The sequence below is a fragment of the Alteromonas sp. ABH4_454 genome, from assembly GCF_056311775.1.
Map to the genome: position 1 here is coordinate 1,708,849 of NZ_CM149972.1, position 18,548 is coordinate 1,727,396.

Genomic DNA, 18,548 nt, shown 5'->3' on the forward strand with positions numbered 1-18,548 from the left:
CGGGCTTGGTCAGTTCTTTGCAACCTTCCTTTCGACAACCTGGGGAGGTTAATATGAGATTTATTCTTTTGACTATATTATGTGTTTTAAGTGTTTCAACACTTGCTAACAGTAATTTAGATTACATCGAAATGGCAGATGGTGAGAAGGTGTCCAGTGTCGACCACCTTGTTAAATGGACGCATACGCGTTTTGTGTTTAACAAAGACATAAAACGTGTTGCGGTGGGTCATGAAACGACCCTTGATGTGCAAGTTGTAGACGGTCGAGAAATCCTGATTTTGGCTAAAAAATTAGGTCGAACATCTATGATGGTTTGGTATCAGGATAATCGTTCTGAAACGTTTTTACTCAGCGTTACAGAAGATTACAGTGTGTTAGAAAACGCGCTTAAAGACATTCATCCTGCTGTACAACTCACGATAGCACCAGACAGGCACGCCATCGTGTTGCGCGGCACGGTACCCACAGCAACATATCGTCAATCAGCCTACACTGCTGCTCGCAATTACTTGTATGCCAGTAGTTCACAACAGTCGCAGCCTGTGCTTAATCCTCAAGCTGACCAAAACATTCTGCAAACACTTCAGCAAAGGCTTCAAGGAACGGGTGGGCTCCCATCTAGAATGGCTCAGTCAAACAAAGTCGCTATTATTAACTTAATTAAAGTTACTCAAAAGCCTAAGAAAAAAGAGGAAAGAATAACTGAGCTTCTAACAGAGCTTGGCGCAGATAACGTAGAAGTCGAGCGCATACGCGTAGGGGAAATAGATGCCGATGAGCAAGATGTATTCATGCTTACAGGCTACGTAGAAAACCAAATTGAACTTGTTCGCGTGTTAAGTGCGGTTAGTAAACTTTTCGTGCCCGTGGGGCTAGGCGCCGCGCAGCCAGCTTCACTAGCTATACCAGGAGCAGGTCAGCAACCACTTGGCTCTGGCGACCAGTCAATGATTGAAGTGGTCGCAAATGAATCTGGCGCGTTAACCGCAGCAGATGCCAGCGCTCTGCAATTAAGTAATGTTAAGTCGAACATTGGTAGAGCGACACTGTTGTCGCTAGCAGGTGGCCGAGTATTGTCGAGTATCGAAGTAAAGGATTTACCTCAAATTCGCGTATCAGTTCAACTTTACGAAGTAAATCAACGTCAGCTTCAGCAGTGGCGTCCCGATATCAGTATATTGACCAATGGATATAACCAGGAAGAAGGGATATTCGGGTTAGGAGGAATTACCGAGCGCCAAAGTGGGTCAGCGAGTATTGAAAATGCATTACAACTCGTAAGCGGGCAATTTGCTAATAACCTTCAATTGAGTACTTCTCAGTTCGCGATTGATATGCTTTTTTCACTATTAGAGCAAGAAGGGATATCGCGTACATTATCACGTCCAACCCTGACCGTTTTGGCAGGTGAAAGTGCTGTATTTAAAGTGGGCGGTGAAATTCCAGTACCTACCACTTACAGTCCCTCAGGATTACAAGGTACAGACCAAGGGGCCGCCGGCTCTGTTTTTAGTGGAACTGAATTTAAGTCTTTTGGTGTTGAGCTAAGCGTTAGGGCGCTGGTTGATGATAAAGATAGAATTACCCTTGATCTCAATCCGGTTATTTCGTTGCCAGACACCACACTAACTGCACAAATAGCGCAAAGCAGCGGTAGCGACCTCAACAGCAGTGCGTTTAATACTCGTAGTATGCAAACATCAGCGCGTCTTCGCGATGGTCAGCCTCTTGTAGTGGGAGGGCTATTGAGTACAGACAGTAATTCTAGTCACGATTTTGTTCCTAACACCAAAGGCGAAAGTCTTTTCGGAAAGCTTAGCGAAGCGACCAGCAACAGTAGTAACAATCGAGAGCTTATTATTGTGGTTACACCTACGTTAGTCAGAGAGTCTGTAAACGATACGTCTCTATGGATGCAGCTTTCTCATTCTAAGGAAGCGTTGGTCTATTTTGAGGAGAATGCACAATGAAGTTGCTTATATTTGTTCGAAACACTTTATCCTTTTTAGTAGTACTTTTTATAACAGGCTGTGCATCGGTTGATTTTCTTCCAATTCTTAACCCTGATGCCGCTCTAAATGAGCTTGTTGAAAGGTATGAGATCAAACAAAACGGGATTAATTGCTACGGCGAAAAGAAAATTGATTGCGCAGGGGCCGCGTCAGAACTTCAGCAACTACTGCTTGCAAATCCCAACCACACCAACACACAAGTTATTGCATCTTCAGTCTTCTTGTATTCAGGTCGTCAAATTCAAGCTCAGGTCGTGCTGGATGAATTAGTAAACCAATATCTCCCACCGCTTGTTGCCTTAATAATGCGTACTGATATGGCACTAAATGAGGGGAATATAAAGTTAGCTAAGCGTTTGAATGAACAAGCGATTACGCTTTATGCCAGCAATCCGAAGCCATACCTGCAAAAAGCCTCAATTTATTATATTGAAGGTAGCTACAAGCAAGCATTGAGTTACTTAAGTACTTCGCTTCGTTTCGGGTTGGAAGATAGTATTTATTATTATCATCTGGGGCTTATTAACCAAGTAGGAAACCAGTTAGATCAAGCGTGTAATTATTATAAGCAGTCTCTCTCTCTGTCACCGCCGAATCGCGCTTTGGTGGTGTCCCGTTTAGCATCACTAGAGTACCTCCCCAATTGTTAATGTGATGCTGTGAAAAGGCCTTCGGGCCTTTTTTTTTGCATTTTGAAATGTGGGTTTTCTTTTGATTTGCAAAATGCAAAGCGTATTGCAGTAATATGATTTTTGTAAAGCGGGTTTCTTTTATCTTTATGAAATTTAAGGTTTTTTGTGTTTGGCATGCTTATCGCAAAATAACTTATGGGAATACCCCAAAATTTATAGATGCACAAAAGGTGATCAAAATGAAAACTGTAAAAGCTACTAGAAATGCCAAAAATCAAAAAGGGTTTGTTCTTACTTCAGAACTAATCATCTTATCTACTTCAATGGTTGCTGCACTAGTTATCGGGCTAGCAACGCTACGCGATTCGGTAACGGCAGAGCTTGAAGATGTGGCTGAAGCCATTGGTTCACTTGACCAAAGCTATGCCTTCGACGGCATTGTAAATGGCGAGGCTTCAGCGGAAATCAGTGGCTCTGGCTTTGTTGATGCAGTAGACACGAATGCAGGTGACCAGGTTGCCTTTAGTTTCGTTGATTCAGACTTCAGCGAGACAGCTGCGTCTATAAGCGCTACAGCAAGTACCGCAGCTGATGGCCCTGCAGCGAACGGTTCTTTCGACTAAGTGTTGCTTTGATGTGGCTGCAACTTGAGTTGCAGCCACACCTAAAAGCATACGGGGGAGGGTGAGTAATGAAACAGACAAAGAATAAAGGCGCCACAACAGTAGGAATTACGCTACTGATGACGTCGGGGTTAATGGCTTCTGCACTGGGTGTACGCCAAATAAACGACGACGAATCGAAAGATATTTGGGTGCTTAATAAAAACGTTCCAGCCGGTCAAGTGATTACTATCAAGGATATTTCGCAACAAGAGCTTTCTGGAGACCTTCTAAAAACGGCAGCACTGAGCGTCCAAAACCCACGTGCGATTATAGGTAAAAAGCTGGCGAACACTAAGTACAAAGATGAGATGTTATTCAGTTCAGACTTTGTAAGAGTGAAAGCGAAGGCCTTATCAGAGGCAATACCGGCAGGTCGAGTACTATACACTTTAAAACTACCTAACCTTGATATTCCTATCTCAAGGCTTCACAAAGGAGACCGATTAGACATCGTTGCTAAATCAGGCAGAAGTGTTCGAACTGTCGCTCGCGATGTTCAGCTCATCGGTGTTTCTAAGCAGCCTGGAAGCCAATCTAAAAATAGCGGTGTAATAGATGCGTTGTCGAGCCAATCTGGCGGGGCGCAATCTGTAACTTCGTTAGTATTAGCGGTGATGCCAAAAAATGTATATTCCCTTGCTGGTATAGACAGTTCCGATCGCGTCTCTGTTATCGTCCATAGTGCTTTTGATATAGAGCAAGGTAAATTACAAGACTTCACGCGCTTACAAACTACAAGAACAGTAGAAGTGGTTAAGGGCGTTAAAAAAGAGTCTGTCTTTGTTGCGAGGTAACGCATATGTTCGGGCGCAACTTTCTAAATGAACCTACAATTGAAACGTCAGTGGCTGAGCTCAAAAAGCTTCTACATCAAGCGGTGTTGGACGAGTTTGAAAACGAGCCAGAACGTTTATTTTCGACGAACCTTAATTCGACGCTTGATTCGTTATGTTCTGATATACCGGAAATAGAGAGTGGTCTTCTTTCCGAGTATCAAAAAACACACCTTATTCAGTCGGTATGTGATGAAGTTCAGGGGCTAGGACCCATCGCTGAGCTCATGATTGATAACGACGTATCCGATATTCTTATTAATGACTTTGACGAGATTTGGGTTGAGAAGAAGGGGAGTTTAGTACGTTCTTCTTCTCGTTTTGATGATCCTGTCCACCTCAGACGCTTTGTGGATAGATTACTAGAAAATTGCGGTCGTCAAGCTAGCACTATTAAGCCGATTGTCGATGGGAAGTTGCCAGATGGTAGTCGTCTTCACGTTGTTGTTCCCCCTGCTTGCACTCAAGCTGCACTTGTTTCTATTAGAAAGTTTAGCCACAAAGAGGTAGATGAGCGCTACTTAATTGAAAGTGGTTACGTAGATGCTGCGGTAATGAATTTTTTAAAGACGGCGGTAACGGCCGGCGTAAATATGGTTATCTGTGGAAATGCCGGCGCAGGCAAAACGACACTGCTAAATGTACTTGCAAACAGTATCAGTGCTCACGAGCGGGTTATCACGATAGAAGAAAATATTGAACTTCAATTGCATCATGAGCATGTCGTTCAACTCGAAACCCATATGGCGAACAGTGAAGGTCAGGGTAGTTTATCACTTCGTGACTTGGTTAAAGCAGCGCTAAGAATGCGGGCGGATCGCATCATTGTGGGTGAAGTGAGAGGTGGAGAAGTTGTAGATATGCTTCAGGCGATGAGTTGTGGGCACCAAGGCTCGATAACCACATTGCACGCGAACAGCGGTGTTGATGCACTAACCCGACTGGGAACACTGGTTCAACTCAACAACCAACAGCTAACCGACGCGCACGTTAATACATTGATAGGAAGTAGTGTGCAATTGATTGTTCATGTAACGCGAGACGTTAATGGACGGCGCCAGCTACGAAGCGTAGGTGAGATAGTTTCTATCGGGCAACGTTATTCGTACCAAACAATCTTCTCAAGCGATGGCGTTGCTTCAATGGATAGTTTTGAACCGCAATCGTCACCTACTTTTGACTTCATCTCCCAGCAGGGCTTTAGCTTAAAAGATTTTATTCACTTTTTAGAGATAGAAGGTGAATGCTATGGGTAGTTTTGACTTGCTATTAACAGGCGGTGCTCTGCTGGCTGCAGGCGGGTCTTATTTTATATTCTCTCGCATTCAGCCCGCGCAAAGTATCAAAAAGCCAAAGCTGGATTCACTGCGAGAACGCGACACCTTAAGCACATCGTTAAGTGTGTTGGGCATTAAAATTCATCCCTTTTTAGTAATCATAGCTTTCGCTGGTATCAGTGCAATCAACTGGGCGATTGTTAGTTTTCTATACCCCTCGGCTACTACCAGCGCATTAATCATCGCAATGGTCAGCTTTTTGGGCTTATTTATTTTTACAGTAGATATAGCTCGCTTGTTACTTGTTAAGTTTGAACAGGAATTTTTAGCGTTTATCGAATCGACACAAGCCTGTCTCAGCACGGGGATGTCTTTACAGGGCGCTATCAAGTTTGCCCACGAGCACAGTGAAGGCGCCATTAAAAGAGAAAGTGGCGCACTAATAAACCGGTTAAGTCTTTCATCTGATGTTGAAGCGTGTTTAACGCCCTTAGTTGAACGCTATAACTGCGAAACCGTTCGGCTTTTTAGCCACAGTATTATTACCTACAGCGAAAGCCACTGCGATCTAAACGATATGCTCAAAGGTGTGTGCGCCATGATGTCATCGCGCGAGCTAGACAGACAACAACTAAGGGCTAAGCTGTCAGGAACAAAATACGCAGCGCTTTTCAGCGGAATTTTGCCCTACGCTCTGATACCACTTTTCCAATACAAAGATCCAACATGGTTTGAACCTTTACTGAATCACGAAAGCGGTAGTGCGTTTTTAACCGCCGCTATTCTATGCCAATTATTTGGACTTCTGTGGCTTCGCTTATCAGTGAGGGTAACAGCATGATAGATATCTTTTTACTCTTAGGTGTAGTGGTAACGACAGCACTGCTTATTCGCGTAGAAAAAAGTGGTGAGAATAAGCTTTTCGAACGTAAATCACCGTTAAAGAAAACGTCGTGGCTTCCCATGATGTTGATTTCCAATAAGCATCTACGGCAAGCAGGGGTTTTTATTAACAGTGACATTATTGCTGTTTTTTGCCTAAAAGGTGCGTCCACATTCACGATGTTCATCGCCTTACAATTGGTTCCTTATGACTTAAACAACACCTGGGTACTAATAAGTTGTTCTGTCGCTTTCTTTCTTCCAGACCTCTGGTTTTATATCAAACGCAGCAACAGGCAAGCAGCAATAGACAATAGCCTAGAATTCTTTTTGCGAGTGTTACTAGTATATATGCGCGCAGGATTTAACTTTGAAAGAGCGTTCATTTTGGCGGTTAATCACGGCCTAAGTAAGAAACACCCCCTTTCTATGGAGCTAAGGTTATTCGTTTACGAACTCGAAGCGGGGCTACCGCGAGAAGATGCGTTTAAAGCGCTATATTTAAGAACCGGCGTTAAGGGAATAAAGCGTCTTGCAAGCTTAATGTCGATAGGTGTTGAGCTTGGTACTTCGCTAACGCAAGCAGTAGAAGCGCAGCTTCAAACTTTTAAGCTGCAACGGGCTGCTATCTTGGCTAAAAAAGTGAATAAAAAAGCTCTGCACACCACATTTCCCATCATCTTGATTAGCTTTCCTATGTTTCTTGTGCTTGTCTTTTTTCCCGCAGCATTGCAAGTGCTAACTGTGCTTAAGCTACTAGTGTCAAACCTTTAAGGAGCGAATATGAAGCGATATCAGCAGGGGTTTGTCCTTACCATTGAACTAATTTTGATTATAACAATTCTTGTCATCGGTACTTTTGGCGGCATTGTTATGGTGCGCGATGCACTTTTTAAAAGACATATGGCTAGAGTAGATACCCAAGTCACCGTGGTAGATAGCGTTAATACGCCGCTAGGTGTAGCCGTTGGTTTTGATGAGCATCAAGCGCCCCTTATTTTTTACTTCGATAGAGAGGCCGAGCAGGCATACCGCACGCTCATAGGTGTTCGCGACGACCGGTTTACAAGTCGAGAAGCGATATATTACAACTCTCCAAACTGTAGTGGTGATCCGTGTATCAAAGGGCTAAGCGATGAATTTTCTGACGCGCGAGGCATTGGCCAGCTGCCGTATACAGGTAATGTAAGTTATTTAAATGCGCTACAGGGAGGGCCTAATTACGCTATAGGTTTTGATGGTAGTGGCGTGACAGGGAAATTGCTAAGAAGTACAGCACTGGCATGTCCTGCACTTGATGAGGATATTCAGTCGCGATATGTGTCTCAAAAAGTGGTAACCGGGATCCCTTGCGAGCCTTTTTCTCAAGCGATCGAGCAAGCTGATAGTAGTTGCTTAGTGGGAGCAACGGCATTGGGCTCAGTGCTATTGGGTACAAGCGATGTTGAACTAAGCGTTGCCTGCGATACTTGTCCAGCTGGATTCGAGTCACAAGGCGATATTCTAGATAACTATCTGCCAGAAGTTGAATTGCTCCTTTCAACATCTTTAGATGCATTAGCGTTAACAGGAGTTATTGGACCGATAGATGTCACGCTTGGAACAGTATGTTGCCCTGAAGGCACGGTTTTAGAAGAAGATGAGGATATTGTTCAAACGCTGGTCTTCACCATTTTAGAAACAATATTCGATTTGATTGGTATCGATTTACTTTCTAATCAACTTATCCGGGACACACTCTCTCTACTGGGTATTGAAGAAGGTGTAACTAACTGCAAAACCCCTTTAAATTTAGTCAGTGCAGAACAAGTCAACACGCAGGGAACTACAGTGCCTGCGTTATCAAATTTAACTCCACCTTTTAGAATTACGTTGCCGCAACGCGCTGTATCAAGCAGTAGCGATAATTGGCAATCTGTCTCACCTGATGGTGAAGGAGTACAGCCATGATACCTATACAACAGAGTCATGTGGAGAATGCTATCCGTCACACCCAAACACGCTCAAATGATTTAGAAGCTGCCCTGCGGCTAGTGCAACAGTATTTTGGCGTTGCAGTTGTAGACTTTTATTGCGCTGAGCGAAATTTATCTAAACGCATTTCACTTGTTGATATGTCACATGATATTGACGATGAACTAGCGCAACTGAGAGAGAAGTTCCAGGATAACAACCTTCATGTTATAGAGGACGTAGATGAGCTACAGGAACGAAAGAATAGTGCACATGCATCGCTTAAGTTTTACGCTCAGTACCCAGTATTTGGCAAATTTAATGAGCCCGTAGGAATTCTTTCTATCGCCGATGTGAAAGTGCGCTCATTTTCACGGGGTCAAGCGAATCAACTTATGGGATTCGCTTCTATGGTTTCACACCAAGTAAAGTTTACGCCAACAAATGATGGCACAAGTCCAAAGGAAAGCAGTAAAAGCAGTAGTCAGGTTAGCCTTGGACTCTCTCAGTTAACGCAAATATTCAGTCATAAAATAGTTGCCGCTTTATGCGCTATTTTTATTAGCTGGGCAGTCACAACTATAGTATTTAACTTGGATAAGGCTCGTCATAAAGCTCAACTGGAACGACAGTCATCTAGCTTGGCGAGTGCGCTTATTGAATCGCTAGAGCGTCTTGATAGAGAAGGAGAACGCTTAGCGTCAAGCAGTTTGCTCATTCAGGGCTATTTAGCAAGCCAAGAGGGTATTAGCGATATTGGGCTTACTCGGCTAATGTCTCTTCAATATACAAGAACGCGTTACCTAAAAGGGTACAGTGTATTTAGCTCAACTTATGAACAATTGGCTATCTGGTCAAAGCCCTCATTTGATATGCAGGCTTACGGACTTGGGAATTGGCTGCGCCAAAGCTCCTTTGGCAACAGGGATGGTGTGAATATTAGAATGGTTGCAGACACGGCTTTTCTGCTTACTAAGCTTCAATCTCAAGACAACCGAACCTATTTCATTGTGAAAGCACTCAATCTAACACAGCTCGTTTCATCAATAGCTTCACAACTTAATACGCCGAATTATCAGGTCTATTTAGATACACCTAACTTGTTTCTTTCTCAGTCAGGCCCTACTGCAAGGCAAACCTTCCAACATGGGGCGAGCGCTTCTAGTGACGTATTTCCTTCTTCCTGGAAAGTAATAGTGACACCTTATGTAACCCCTGTAGGAAAAGAGATCCCTCAGTCGGTACTAGTTAAAAATGTGTTTATATTAGTAAGCGTGTTTGTCTTTGTTTATTACTTTCTTCGTCTGCCGCGTCGCCTACACAGAGGTATAAGACAAGCACACCAAACTATATTAAGTAGAGAAGCCTTATACAACGAAGCACTAGACACGCTTCCCGACGCTTTTGCTGTTTTCAATAGCTCTGGCACGTTATTAGTATGCAACAGAGCGTTCAATGACGTTTTTCGTTACGACGATGGTGCGCCAATTAATAACCGAACCTACGATGCAATGTTCGACGAAGCAAAGCGCAATAAAATCATAACGCACTTTGAAGAGAGCGACAGTAACATTGGGGACTTAGATAAAGTTATCGATATCGGCCTGAATGACGGACGATGGATCACAGTATTGCAAAGAGGGATGGGACAAGGGGCATTTGTCTGCTATTTCCATGACATTACAGATATTCATCGCAGAGAGGAAGAGCTGGCAAAAATGTCAGATATTGCTAAGCATGAGGCTGTGGTTAAAGGACGTTTTGTTGCACAATTCAACGAGCAAATAAAAGCGCCTTTATTACTATTACACGAACTAGTTGAGCAATTACAAAACCCTAAAACCAATGCGTCAGTATGTTTGAACCAGCTTAACGAAGTCGATAGTCAAATACGTTGTGTTGCTGAGCAGCTTGCCAGTTTAGAAAAAGAGAAAACCAGCAAAGTGAAGCTCAAACTGTCTGATTTTGATGTTAACAGCGTAATAGACCGAGGCGTAGATATTCTTTCTACAAAAGCGCAAAGCAAGAGGGTTGAGCTTGGTGTGGAAACCAATAGTAATTTGCTCGTTAATTCTGATGAGAAGTTACTATCTCAGCTTCACCTGTATATGTTGACGAACCTTATCGAAACTATTGAACACGGGAGAGTAGTGACAGAGGCTAGGCTTAAAAGAAAAGACAACAGTGTTGCTCTGGAGCTCATTTATAAAATTCATGGCGCACTACAACAAAGTGACTTCAGTTTCGAGCTAAAAACCATGTCTGAAAAAGGGATGAGGGAAAAGGCGAACTACGATAAAAGTGTTGAACTTCGCTACTTTGACTCTCTTTTAAAAGCGTTGAGCGCTTCGAACGTTCTTATCAGAGAAAAGAAAGGTTTTGTACGCGTAGTTTTGTCTTTACCTGTCAGCAAGCCATATATTAGCCAAGCGAGTCAGGCTTCAAAACGCATAGCTCAAGCTGAATCTGGCGACAAGGTTAAAGGGCTAAATGTTCTATTAGTTGATGATGACCCTATCAACGAAGTTCTCACAAAGAGTATGTTGGAAAACAGTGGTTATGAAATCGACTGTGCGGGCACAGCTGTAGAGGCGCTAGTGAAAGCGTCTCAACAGGAATACGACATCATACTTATGGACATCAATCTACCCGATATATCTGGTGTTCAAGTGATGAGAAAAATCCGAAGAAGTAATAACAACACGCACACGCGAATTATCGCCTATACCGCTAATGAAGATACTGATCAGCAGTATGAGAAGTTGGGGTTCGATGACTATGTATCTAAACCAGTGAACAAAGAGAAGCTTCAAGAAAAACTTGAAATGTGTTATCTGCAATAAGCGTCAAATGGGCTTTTATACTAAATGATGACCCAGGGCGATTTGCAAATTGCTAATGTACTTCCATACTTGTAATTGAAGTAGTTTAAGGGGAAGTACATGTTTAATCGAGATGTATTAGAGCTTCTCAAAAACGATGTTGGTGTGGATGTATTAGCGCATTTACTTAATTTATTTCGAGAAGAGCTTGAAGCTCAACAAAACCAGCTTGCAAAGTACCCCTTTCAAACAAGCCCTAAAGAAGTGAGAGACCTTCTCCATATACTCAAAAACACATCAAAATTATATGGCGTTACCACATTGAGCAAAGTCGCTGAAGAGTTGTATCAGTACGATGTTATAGAGCCTACTGATGTTGTAACGCTACGCAGCATTATCTTAGATACGGTAGCGGCTCTTCCCACTTATCAGGAAGTTGAATGAAACACAGTAAAGTTTATGTTGTCGAAGACAGTGTTGCCGCAGGAAACCTATACAAAGCGGTGATCGAAAAAGCAGGTTTCGATGTTTCTTTATTCAGTGACGGTTATTCAGCTATGGCCGCTATTAAAACCAGTCCACCGGATATTATTATCCAAGACGTTTGCCTTCCTGATATCTCTGGTATAGAAGTACTAAAATTTGCACAGAAAAAAAGCCCACTCACGCAGGTTATTGCTGTTACATCAAACAGTTCAATTGAAGTTGCCGTGAGCGCCATACGCGAGGGGGCTTTCGACTTTTTAGAGAAACCCTTCGATAACGCGTCATTATTGCAAGCAATAAACAATGCTCAAGCCGAAGTTAATGTTGATGGTTCAATAAAAAAGCATGAAGCTGCAAAGCTCGAGGGCAATGCTGGGTTTATCGGCTCTTGTGAAAAGATGATGAGGGTTAAGCAAACACTCACTAGTGCGGCGCGATCAAAGGCCAGTGTTCTTGTTACGGGCGAGAGCGGTACAGGTAAAGAGGTGTGTGCAGAGTTTTTGCATAAATCAAGCAGTCGCGCGCTAGGTCCATTAATTGCAGTTAATTGCGCGGCGATTCCTGCCGATCTGTTTGAGTCTGAATTTTTTGGGCATGTTAAAGGGGCATTCAGCGGCGCTCTAACCAATAGAGAAGGGGCGGTAGAGGCTGCAAATGGAGGCACCCTTTTTCTAGATGAACTATGTGAAATGGCTCTACCGCTGCAGGCTAAGCTATTGAGATTTATACAAACCGGTACATATAACCGGGTGGGCAGCTCAGAGCTTAGAAAGAGCGATGTCCGCATCGTTTGTGCCACCAATCGCCAGCCGGAAACGGAAGTAAGCGAGGGGCGCTTCAGGGAGGATTTATTCTATAGGCTAAGCGTTATCCCTGTGACCATTCCACCACTTAGAGAGCGAAAAAGCGATATTCTTGACCTCGCGAACTACTTTTTAAATTTAAGAGCTGCTGAAGAAGGGAAAGAGTTTTTAGGTTTTACTGATAAAGTCATCGCGCAGTTTAATAGTTACGAATGGCCGGGCAACGTTAGAGAGTTACAGAATGTTGTAGAAAAATGCGTTGTGATGAACGATGGTGGCTAGATAGATATTCCAGAAATAGGCGATTTACATCGCGTTTCAATAGAAAAAGAGCCCACACGAATTTCAATACCTCAAGAGCCGAAAGCTGTTAGCCCGCAAAGTTTGACCCAGGACTCCGCATCATCATCGGATGGAATAGAACCTTTATGGATTGTGGAAAAGCGTGCTATAGAAAGTGCCATAGATATATGTGATGGAAATATACCGGTAGCCGCTGTTCATTTAGGCGTAAGTGCTTCCACGCTTTATAGAAAAATCAAAGGCTGGGAAAAAGGTGATCTCACTAGGTGAATTAAGGCGTGGTTTTGCCTGTCGCTAATGCGTGAACTTATATTTCATAAAAACGTATTACATATAGTTAATGCTAAAAATAATGGAGTAGAAATGAGAAACGTTAAATATTTAGCTATCGCTGCAAGTTCAGTTTTTTTGCTAGGCACCTCAAATGTGAATGCAGAGGCAATTAGCTCAGACTCTGTGATGCAAACTCAAGCCGCTCACTACAATAAGCAGCAGCTTATTGACATGGTTAACCGTTCAGATGTGCAGAGTAAACTAGTAAGCTTAGGTGTAGATAGCAACCAAGCTATTGCTAGAATCAACGGCATGACCGACAGCGAGATTGCGCAACTAAATGATGAAATCAATCAAGCGCCAGCGGGTGGTGTTGTAGGCGCAGTGCTTACTGTACTTGCTGTTGTCGCAATTTTGGACCTCATTGGTGTAACCGACGTTTACCCATTTATTCGCCCAGTAAACAGCTAATTGGATGATCAATTCAGTTAACAAGGCCTGCGTGTTGGCAGGCCTTGTGCTTCTATTTTTGCTTTCAGGCTGTCAGTCCACTCCTCAAGCTGACAAGTTAAGGCAAGAGGGTCTGGCCTCTTTGCCGGAATCACACACTATTCAATCTGTACCATTTTTTCCCCAAGAACAGTTTTATTGCGGGCCAACTACACTGTCTGAAGTGTTTGGTTACTATGGTGAAAGTACCTCTCCAGAGGACATTGCGCCTAAGTTGTTCATTCCGAAAAAAGAAGGAAGTCTGCAGCTCGAAATGATCAGCGCTACCCGACAATTTGGTTTCTTGCCATACACTGAGCGAGGAACATTATCGTCTATTATGTCGTTAGTTAATGACGATATCCCAGTGATTGTTTTTCAAAATTTATCCATTCAATTAATACCCCATTGGCACTACGCTGTTGTAATCGGATTTGATAGTGATAAGGGTACGGTTACCTTACATACTGGCCGTACGCCTAATCACGAAATGTCGCTTGAGCTTTTTGAAAGAACGTGGGGAAGGGGAAATTACTGGTATTTAGCTCCGGTTCCTCCCAATGTGACGTCTTCTGAAATGACGCCTTTTACTTATGTAAGTGCAGCCTACGATATGCTTAAAGTGGGAGACAAAGCGCAGTCGCTAGCGTTTTTAAAAACTGCATCTCATACCTGGCCTTCTTATTGGTTAAGCTACTTTCTAATTGCCAATTATTATCTCGAACAGCCTGATATGGAAGGCAACAACAAACTGGCGATAACCTGGTTTGAAAAAGGTTATGACGTAGGCCAACATCAACAAGCGTTTGTGCACAACTATGTTATTGCATTGCGTAAAGGCAATAGGCTTGAGTCAGCAAACGAGGTGCTTAAACAAGCACTTGCACGCTTCCCAGATAACGACAGGTTGCTAGCACTAAGAGAGTAGCAACTTTCAGTGAATCTTAGTGAGAACTTTGCGAATTCAATGCTAACGTTATTTTTTTAGCTATACTTTAGTATGATTAAGAAGACTAACGTTGGATATGTTAAAGAATTTAAGTAACGCTTCGGTATCCCACGCAAATGGGATTATTACAACTAAGCTCTATGGCATTTTTAATGAAAGTAGCGCCGAAAGCTATCGAGAAGAGCTTTTCGAATTAGTTAGGAGGTTGAAGGGCAAGCCTTTTGCCTTACTTGCCGACATTAGCCAAGTAGAAGGCGCTACGCCCGAAGCGTTTGATATGGTTAAGCACATTATTAATCGTCTACCTGAGATGGGCCTCATTGCAAAAGCCTATGTATACAAAGGGCCTGTGATCCGCGGGATCATGTATCAACGCATTCCTGAGCTTGCTTCAATGGATTACTTGTTTTTTACAGATAACGAAGAAGCTTATCAATGGCTTGAACAAGAATATAAAAGCAAATTACAGTCTCTTTCCTAATTATAACCTATTAATAAATAATGCATTTAAACGAAGAGTGAGCTTAATTCTCTTTATCTGGTTGGTGCAGTTCGCTCTAGTGGTTCACCCCTATGGTGAATGCTCTCTTTTTGCTCGATCCTAATTTGGTTAACGCTATCAAGTGAAAGCTCAGTATTAACGCTGAGCGCATTGGTAGCTCCAATTTTTAAGGATTGAATAATGAAAAAAAGAACCCTTATTTATGCTGCGATAGCAGCTGCTTTACCTTTTGTAGCAAGCGCCTCTGCGGTACACGCTCCTTTAGATACCTCATCGCACCGTATTGCTGAAATAAATCTCACTGATAATGTTGTTAACCCGCCGCCAAATAATTTGTTTCAAATAACGTTAGACCAACTGCAAACCTCGTTCCCATCATCTACGTTAAGAACGGCTAATGGCCATCTAGACAGTGTTTTTGGTATTGCCATTGACGTTTCGGGTGCCTCGCCTGAACAAATGGGGTATGACTTTATAAGTCGTCATTCAGCTCTTCTAAGCGGTCTTAGTGATGAAGATTTCGTTTTTAACCCTCACCGCAGTAAAGCTGCATTGGGTGGTCATTTAGTAAGATTTGACCAAGTTATAGATGGTGTAAAAATCAAAGACAGAGGCGTTGGGCTCTTAGTTGACGAGTCTCAGGTGGTGAGAGCGCTGTTCGCCGATACAGCTATAAATACGCCTATTGCAAATACACAGGTACTTTCTGCTAATAGCGCGATCAGCGTGGCAACCGCCGATTTAGCGTCTTACAAGCGAACACTTCCGGTAGAAGCTCTTGATGTATTGGACCCTGCTTTTTCTCAAATAGAGAAAAGCCTCGGCGTATTCGCCAAGCCAGTTCCACAGAAAGTAGTTGTACAAGATAACAATAAACTTAAACTGGCATGGAAGTTTTTCTATTACTCTACGAATCCGTTTGGTGTGTTTGAGTATGTTATAGATGCCCAGTCGGGAGACATTCTGGCGCGTAATGACAGAGTTAAAACCATTCTTCCTACAGGTGAAAACGAAGCTGCGCAAACGGAGCAGATTGGCTTAGTTCAGCAGACTGCGGATTATTTTCCAACCTTCCCGCCGATTACGCCATCGATGCAAAGCGAATGTTTGATAGAGGATGATGCAGGTGGCTACACGGGGAAACCAAAAGGAATGGAACGCATCAACTTACGGAAGTTTGATGAATCAAACTTAGTAACGGGCGTTGAAGGTTTACTTACCGGTAAGCACGCACTTATTGAAAGCGCGATGCTGACAAAAGGGCCGTTTCCACAAGCGGCAACGGGAACATATCACTTCAGTGAAGATGCTGCCATTGAGGCAAGACCTGTTGAAAATGATCATGTAACACCTTCAACGGCACACCACATTGATGGCATAAGCCAGTTTATTTATATCACCACATTGCTTGAGTATTTAGATTACCTTCACAAAGACGGCGATGATGTACATAGTCGTGGCGTGGGCGATGGCTCATTTCCAAATAGCTATCCTAATGAAGCGGTACCGTTAACCGGTGTGGTACACATACCTAATGTGCTCGATCCACCAGATAATCCAGCAGACCCTGAATTTATGGCGAAGCTTTTGGGGTTAGACAACGCATTTGCAGTTCCGTTATCACAGGAAATTGCGGGTGAAGAGGTAGTGGTTAATCCAACAGCTTATGGTCATGGCTACTTATTTAACAATTTAGCAATGGACTTTTCTGTTCCCATTCATGAGGGGACCCATGCGACTATAACGCCTATCGCAGGCTTTGAAGGCGAGCCAGAAGGCGGCGCGCTTAACGAAGGGCAAGCCGATCTTTGGGCGTATACAGTAGGGGAAACGCCGGATTTAGGTACTTATCCCGTTAACTCGTGCGATCTACGGAAATTCTTAAGAGAGCAGGGTGTTGATCCCGACTCATTTGAGTTTATTCGTTCTGCACAGAGCCAAATTCGTTATTCGCAGTTAGGTACAAGAGATAACGCGTTCGAGGTGCATCGCGATGGGGAAATTTATGCGGGAGCTATGTGGGATCTACGCGAACTTATGGTGGCAGTGCAGCCTAGCCAAGAATTCGTTCGCCCAGATCCGGTTACAGGTGATCCTACCCAAAAAACTAGCTTGGGCAAAGAAACCTGGGAACGTATCTTCTTGGGCTCAATGTATGTGTTAGGTGTGTCTGCGCCAGACACCTTTGTACGCGCAAGGGACGCAGTGCTTATAGCAGATGCCGCCTTGTATCCGACCGATCCTCTAGATTTAACTTCACCGGGTCGCCACCATGCGCTCATTGAGCGTGTCTTTGCTGCCAGAGAGCTAGGAGCAAACGCGAAGGCTCCAATAGGCGGTCGACAGACTATATCAACCGCAGTGAGCGAGTTTACGGCTACCCAAGCTAAGCCATCGACACCAGGCGCTATTGATGCGCATATTATTTCAGATGATGCGATTGAAATTACGTGGGAAACCGTACCTGATGCTTTTGCTTATCAAGTACTGAAACGCAGAAAAGGGTCGAATGCGCGTTTGTTTACCGGTGTACCAACCCGAGAGTATTTTGACGGCGACCTCACATTTTCTGGTTTTACCCATGTTGAATTTATAGTGGGCGACAATTACTACATCGACAAAGGGCAAGGTTTAGGACGTGGAGCTGGTCAAGGCATAGATTCGTTTGACTATGAATACGTAGTACGCGCAATTAGCCTTAACCCAAATCAGCAGGTTGGCTTTTCTAATATGTCAGGGATAGCTTCAACCGGTTTAAACACGGTTGATGTGAGTGACCAAGTTGACTACAAGGTGGGTAATGTTAACTATAATAACGGCATTTTTGCCTTCGATATTGCTTTGATAAACAATGGCGATGAGAGAATTTACGGCCCAGTTGATTTCGATATTACCTACATTAGCAATAGCAGTATTACCGTGTTGAATGCAGATAATGGTGGCACTGGTAAAAACGGCGACATAGCAAGGTTCCGTTTCGACCAATCGCTGGATGTAGATAGAACATCTGCGCTGCGTTACGTAAAGTTTGATAACCCAAACGGAAAACTCTTTACGTTTCAAGCACGGATCAGCGGTTACGAAGCTGGGGCTTCATCAACGGGAAGGGGCGAAACGCCTACCTTTGATACGTCTGAGCCAAAAGAACAATCAGTGGTCTACCATAATATTGAAGAGCACACAGGCGTTATATTAGTCGGTGCTGCAGATGAAGCATTGGTTGATGGCGTAGACTATGTTGATATCCCATTTACCGCGCTGCCTAGTGCATCAAGTGTAGTTGCAACACTGAGCGCTGATGTTGAAGTAGTAGCAGTCCCAGACCTTGACTTTGAATTGCTAGACGCTGAAGGCAATATTATGGCGAGCTCAGGCAACTTGGGCTCTAACGAGCAAGTTGGCGGCGGTATTGTTCCTGGTGAAACTTATCGTGTTCGCGTAAATGGTTGGGCTAATGGCCCGACTTCATACCGAGTTGTTATTGACCAGTTTGTAAGTGATATCAGCGACGCAAACGTTGATGAAAACGGTAATGCGACCACGGGTACAGTAACGTTCGAGTTTAACCCTGTAACAGGAAAAGTATTGCCTTTGAACTTACTTAAATAGTCGTCTGTAAAGGCGTCTAGAAACTAGGCCAAATAGGCGAAATGTAATCCACACA

General features: G+C 43.5%; 16 protein-coding genes. All 16 read left to right on the plus strand.

Features of this window, described 5'->3' with window-relative positions:
- Positions 1–53: 53 nt before the first annotated feature.
- Complete coding sequence (locus tag ACYX4W_RS07475) at positions 54–1,973, plus strand: pilus assembly protein N-terminal domain-containing protein (RefSeq protein ID WP_476075148.1); 1,920 nt, start codon at positions 54–56, stop codon at positions 1,971–1,973.
- A complete protein-coding gene (locus ACYX4W_RS07480; protein WP_476075149.1) occupies positions 1,970–2,665 on the plus strand; it encodes a tetratricopeptide repeat protein in 696 nt (231 codons plus the stop codon). Before ACYX4W_RS07475 ends, ACYX4W_RS07480 begins: the two co-directional genes overlap by 4 nt.
- Before the next feature lie 221 nt (positions 2,666–2,886).
- A complete protein-coding gene (locus ACYX4W_RS07485) occupies positions 2,887–3,270 on the plus strand; it encodes a hypothetical protein (protein WP_474853832.1) in 384 nt (127 codons plus the stop codon).
- Between the two features lie 68 nt (positions 3,271–3,338).
- Positions 3,339–4,106 (plus strand): SAF domain-containing protein, encoded by a 768-nt coding sequence (locus tag ACYX4W_RS07490; protein ID WP_476075150.1) that lies wholly within the window; start codon positions 3,339–3,341, stop codon positions 4,104–4,106.
- A 5-nt stretch (positions 4,107–4,111) separates the two neighbouring features.
- Entirely contained in the window at positions 4,112–5,401 is a 1,290-nt protein-coding gene (locus ACYX4W_RS07495; protein ID WP_474853834.1) for a CpaF family protein, read from the plus strand.
- Positions 5,394–6,263, plus strand: coding sequence for a type II secretion system F family protein (locus ACYX4W_RS07500; RefSeq protein ID WP_476075151.1), 870 nt, complete (start codon positions 5,394–5,396; stop codon positions 6,261–6,263). The genes ACYX4W_RS07495 and ACYX4W_RS07500 overlap by 8 nt, the downstream gene beginning before the upstream one ends.
- The gene (locus ACYX4W_RS07505; RefSeq protein WP_476075152.1) at positions 6,260–7,078 is read left to right on the plus strand and encodes a type II secretion system F family protein; all 819 of its coding nucleotides are present in this window, start codon (positions 6,260–6,262) and stop codon (positions 7,076–7,078) included. The genes ACYX4W_RS07500 and ACYX4W_RS07505 overlap by 4 nt, the downstream gene beginning before the upstream one ends.
- A 9-nt stretch (positions 7,079–7,087) precedes the next feature.
- On the plus strand, positions 7,088–8,254 hold the full coding sequence (locus ACYX4W_RS07510) for a hypothetical protein (RefSeq protein ID WP_476075153.1): 1,167 nt from the start codon (positions 7,088–7,090) through the stop codon (positions 8,252–8,254).
- Positions 8,251–11,100, plus strand: a complete 2,850-nt coding sequence (locus ACYX4W_RS07515) for a response regulator (RefSeq protein ID WP_476075154.1) — start codon at positions 8,251–8,253, stop codon at positions 11,098–11,100. Before ACYX4W_RS07510 ends, ACYX4W_RS07515 begins: the two co-directional genes overlap by 4 nt.
- Before the next feature lie 99 nt (positions 11,101–11,199).
- Positions 11,200–11,523 (plus strand): hypothetical protein, encoded by a 324-nt coding sequence (locus tag ACYX4W_RS07520; RefSeq protein WP_476075155.1) that lies wholly within the window; start codon positions 11,200–11,202, stop codon positions 11,521–11,523.
- Positions 11,520–12,650: a sigma-54-dependent transcriptional regulator gene (locus tag ACYX4W_RS07525; RefSeq protein WP_476075156.1), complete on the plus strand. Its 1,131-nt coding sequence runs from the start codon at positions 11,520–11,522 to the stop codon at positions 12,648–12,650. The genes ACYX4W_RS07520 and ACYX4W_RS07525 overlap by 4 nt, the downstream gene beginning before the upstream one ends.
- Positions 12,651–12,752: 102 nt before the next feature.
- The gene (locus ACYX4W_RS07530; protein ID WP_476075157.1) at positions 12,753–12,941 is read left to right on the plus strand and encodes a helix-turn-helix domain-containing protein; all 189 of its coding nucleotides are present in this window, start codon (positions 12,753–12,755) and stop codon (positions 12,939–12,941) included.
- 93 nt (positions 12,942–13,034) lie between these two features.
- Positions 13,035–13,415 (plus strand): PA2779 family protein, encoded by a 381-nt coding sequence (locus ACYX4W_RS07535; protein ID WP_476075158.1) that lies wholly within the window; start codon positions 13,035–13,037, stop codon positions 13,413–13,415.
- A 4-nt stretch (positions 13,416–13,419) separates the two neighbouring features.
- On the plus strand, positions 13,420–14,361 hold the full coding sequence (locus tag ACYX4W_RS07540) for a PA2778 family cysteine peptidase (RefSeq protein WP_476075159.1): 942 nt from the start codon (positions 13,420–13,422) through the stop codon (positions 14,359–14,361).
- Between the two features lie 97 nt (positions 14,362–14,458).
- Positions 14,459–14,863 carry a hypothetical protein gene (locus ACYX4W_RS07545; protein WP_476075160.1) on the plus strand — a complete coding sequence of 135 codons (405 nt, stop codon included), beginning with the start codon at positions 14,459–14,461 and terminating at the stop codon, positions 14,861–14,863.
- Positions 14,864–15,064: 201 nt separating this feature from the next.
- Positions 15,065–18,493, plus strand: a complete 3,429-nt coding sequence (locus ACYX4W_RS07550) for a M36 family metallopeptidase (protein ID WP_476075161.1) — start codon at positions 15,065–15,067, stop codon at positions 18,491–18,493.
- The last annotated feature ends 55 nt before the right edge of the window (positions 18,494–18,548 follow it).

Coding starts and splice junctions, on each gene's coding strand:
- ACYX4W_RS07475 (WP_476075148.1), top strand. CDS start 54: ATGAGATTTATTCTTTTGACTATATTATGTGTTTTAAGTGTTTCAACA.
- ACYX4W_RS07480 (WP_476075149.1), top strand. CDS start 1,970: ATGAAGTTGCTTATATTTGTTCGAAACACTTTATCCTTTTTAGTAGTA.
- ACYX4W_RS07485 (WP_474853832.1), top strand. CDS start 2,887: ATGAAAACTGTAAAAGCTACTAGAAATGCCAAAAATCAAAAAGGGTTT.
- ACYX4W_RS07490 (WP_476075150.1), top strand. CDS start 3,339: ATGAAACAGACAAAGAATAAAGGCGCCACAACAGTAGGAATTACGCTA.
- ACYX4W_RS07495 (WP_474853834.1), top strand. CDS start 4,112: ATGTTCGGGCGCAACTTTCTAAATGAACCTACAATTGAAACGTCAGTG.
- ACYX4W_RS07500 (WP_476075151.1), top strand. CDS start 5,394: ATGGGTAGTTTTGACTTGCTATTAACAGGCGGTGCTCTGCTGGCTGCA.
- ACYX4W_RS07505 (WP_476075152.1), top strand. CDS start 6,260: ATGATAGATATCTTTTTACTCTTAGGTGTAGTGGTAACGACAGCACTG.
- ACYX4W_RS07510 (WP_476075153.1), top strand. CDS start 7,088: ATGAAGCGATATCAGCAGGGGTTTGTCCTTACCATTGAACTAATTTTG.
- ACYX4W_RS07515 (WP_476075154.1), top strand. CDS start 8,251: ATGATACCTATACAACAGAGTCATGTGGAGAATGCTATCCGTCACACC.
- ACYX4W_RS07520 (WP_476075155.1), top strand. CDS start 11,200: ATGTTTAATCGAGATGTATTAGAGCTTCTCAAAAACGATGTTGGTGTG.
- ACYX4W_RS07525 (WP_476075156.1), top strand. CDS start 11,520: ATGAAACACAGTAAAGTTTATGTTGTCGAAGACAGTGTTGCCGCAGGA.
- ACYX4W_RS07535 (WP_476075158.1), top strand. CDS start 13,035: ATGAGAAACGTTAAATATTTAGCTATCGCTGCAAGTTCAGTTTTTTTG.
- ACYX4W_RS07540 (WP_476075159.1), top strand. CDS start 13,420: ATGATCAATTCAGTTAACAAGGCCTGCGTGTTGGCAGGCCTTGTGCTT.
- ACYX4W_RS07545 (WP_476075160.1), top strand. CDS start 14,459: ATGTTAAAGAATTTAAGTAACGCTTCGGTATCCCACGCAAATGGGATT.
- ACYX4W_RS07550 (WP_476075161.1), top strand. CDS start 15,065: ATGAAAAAAAGAACCCTTATTTATGCTGCGATAGCAGCTGCTTTACCT.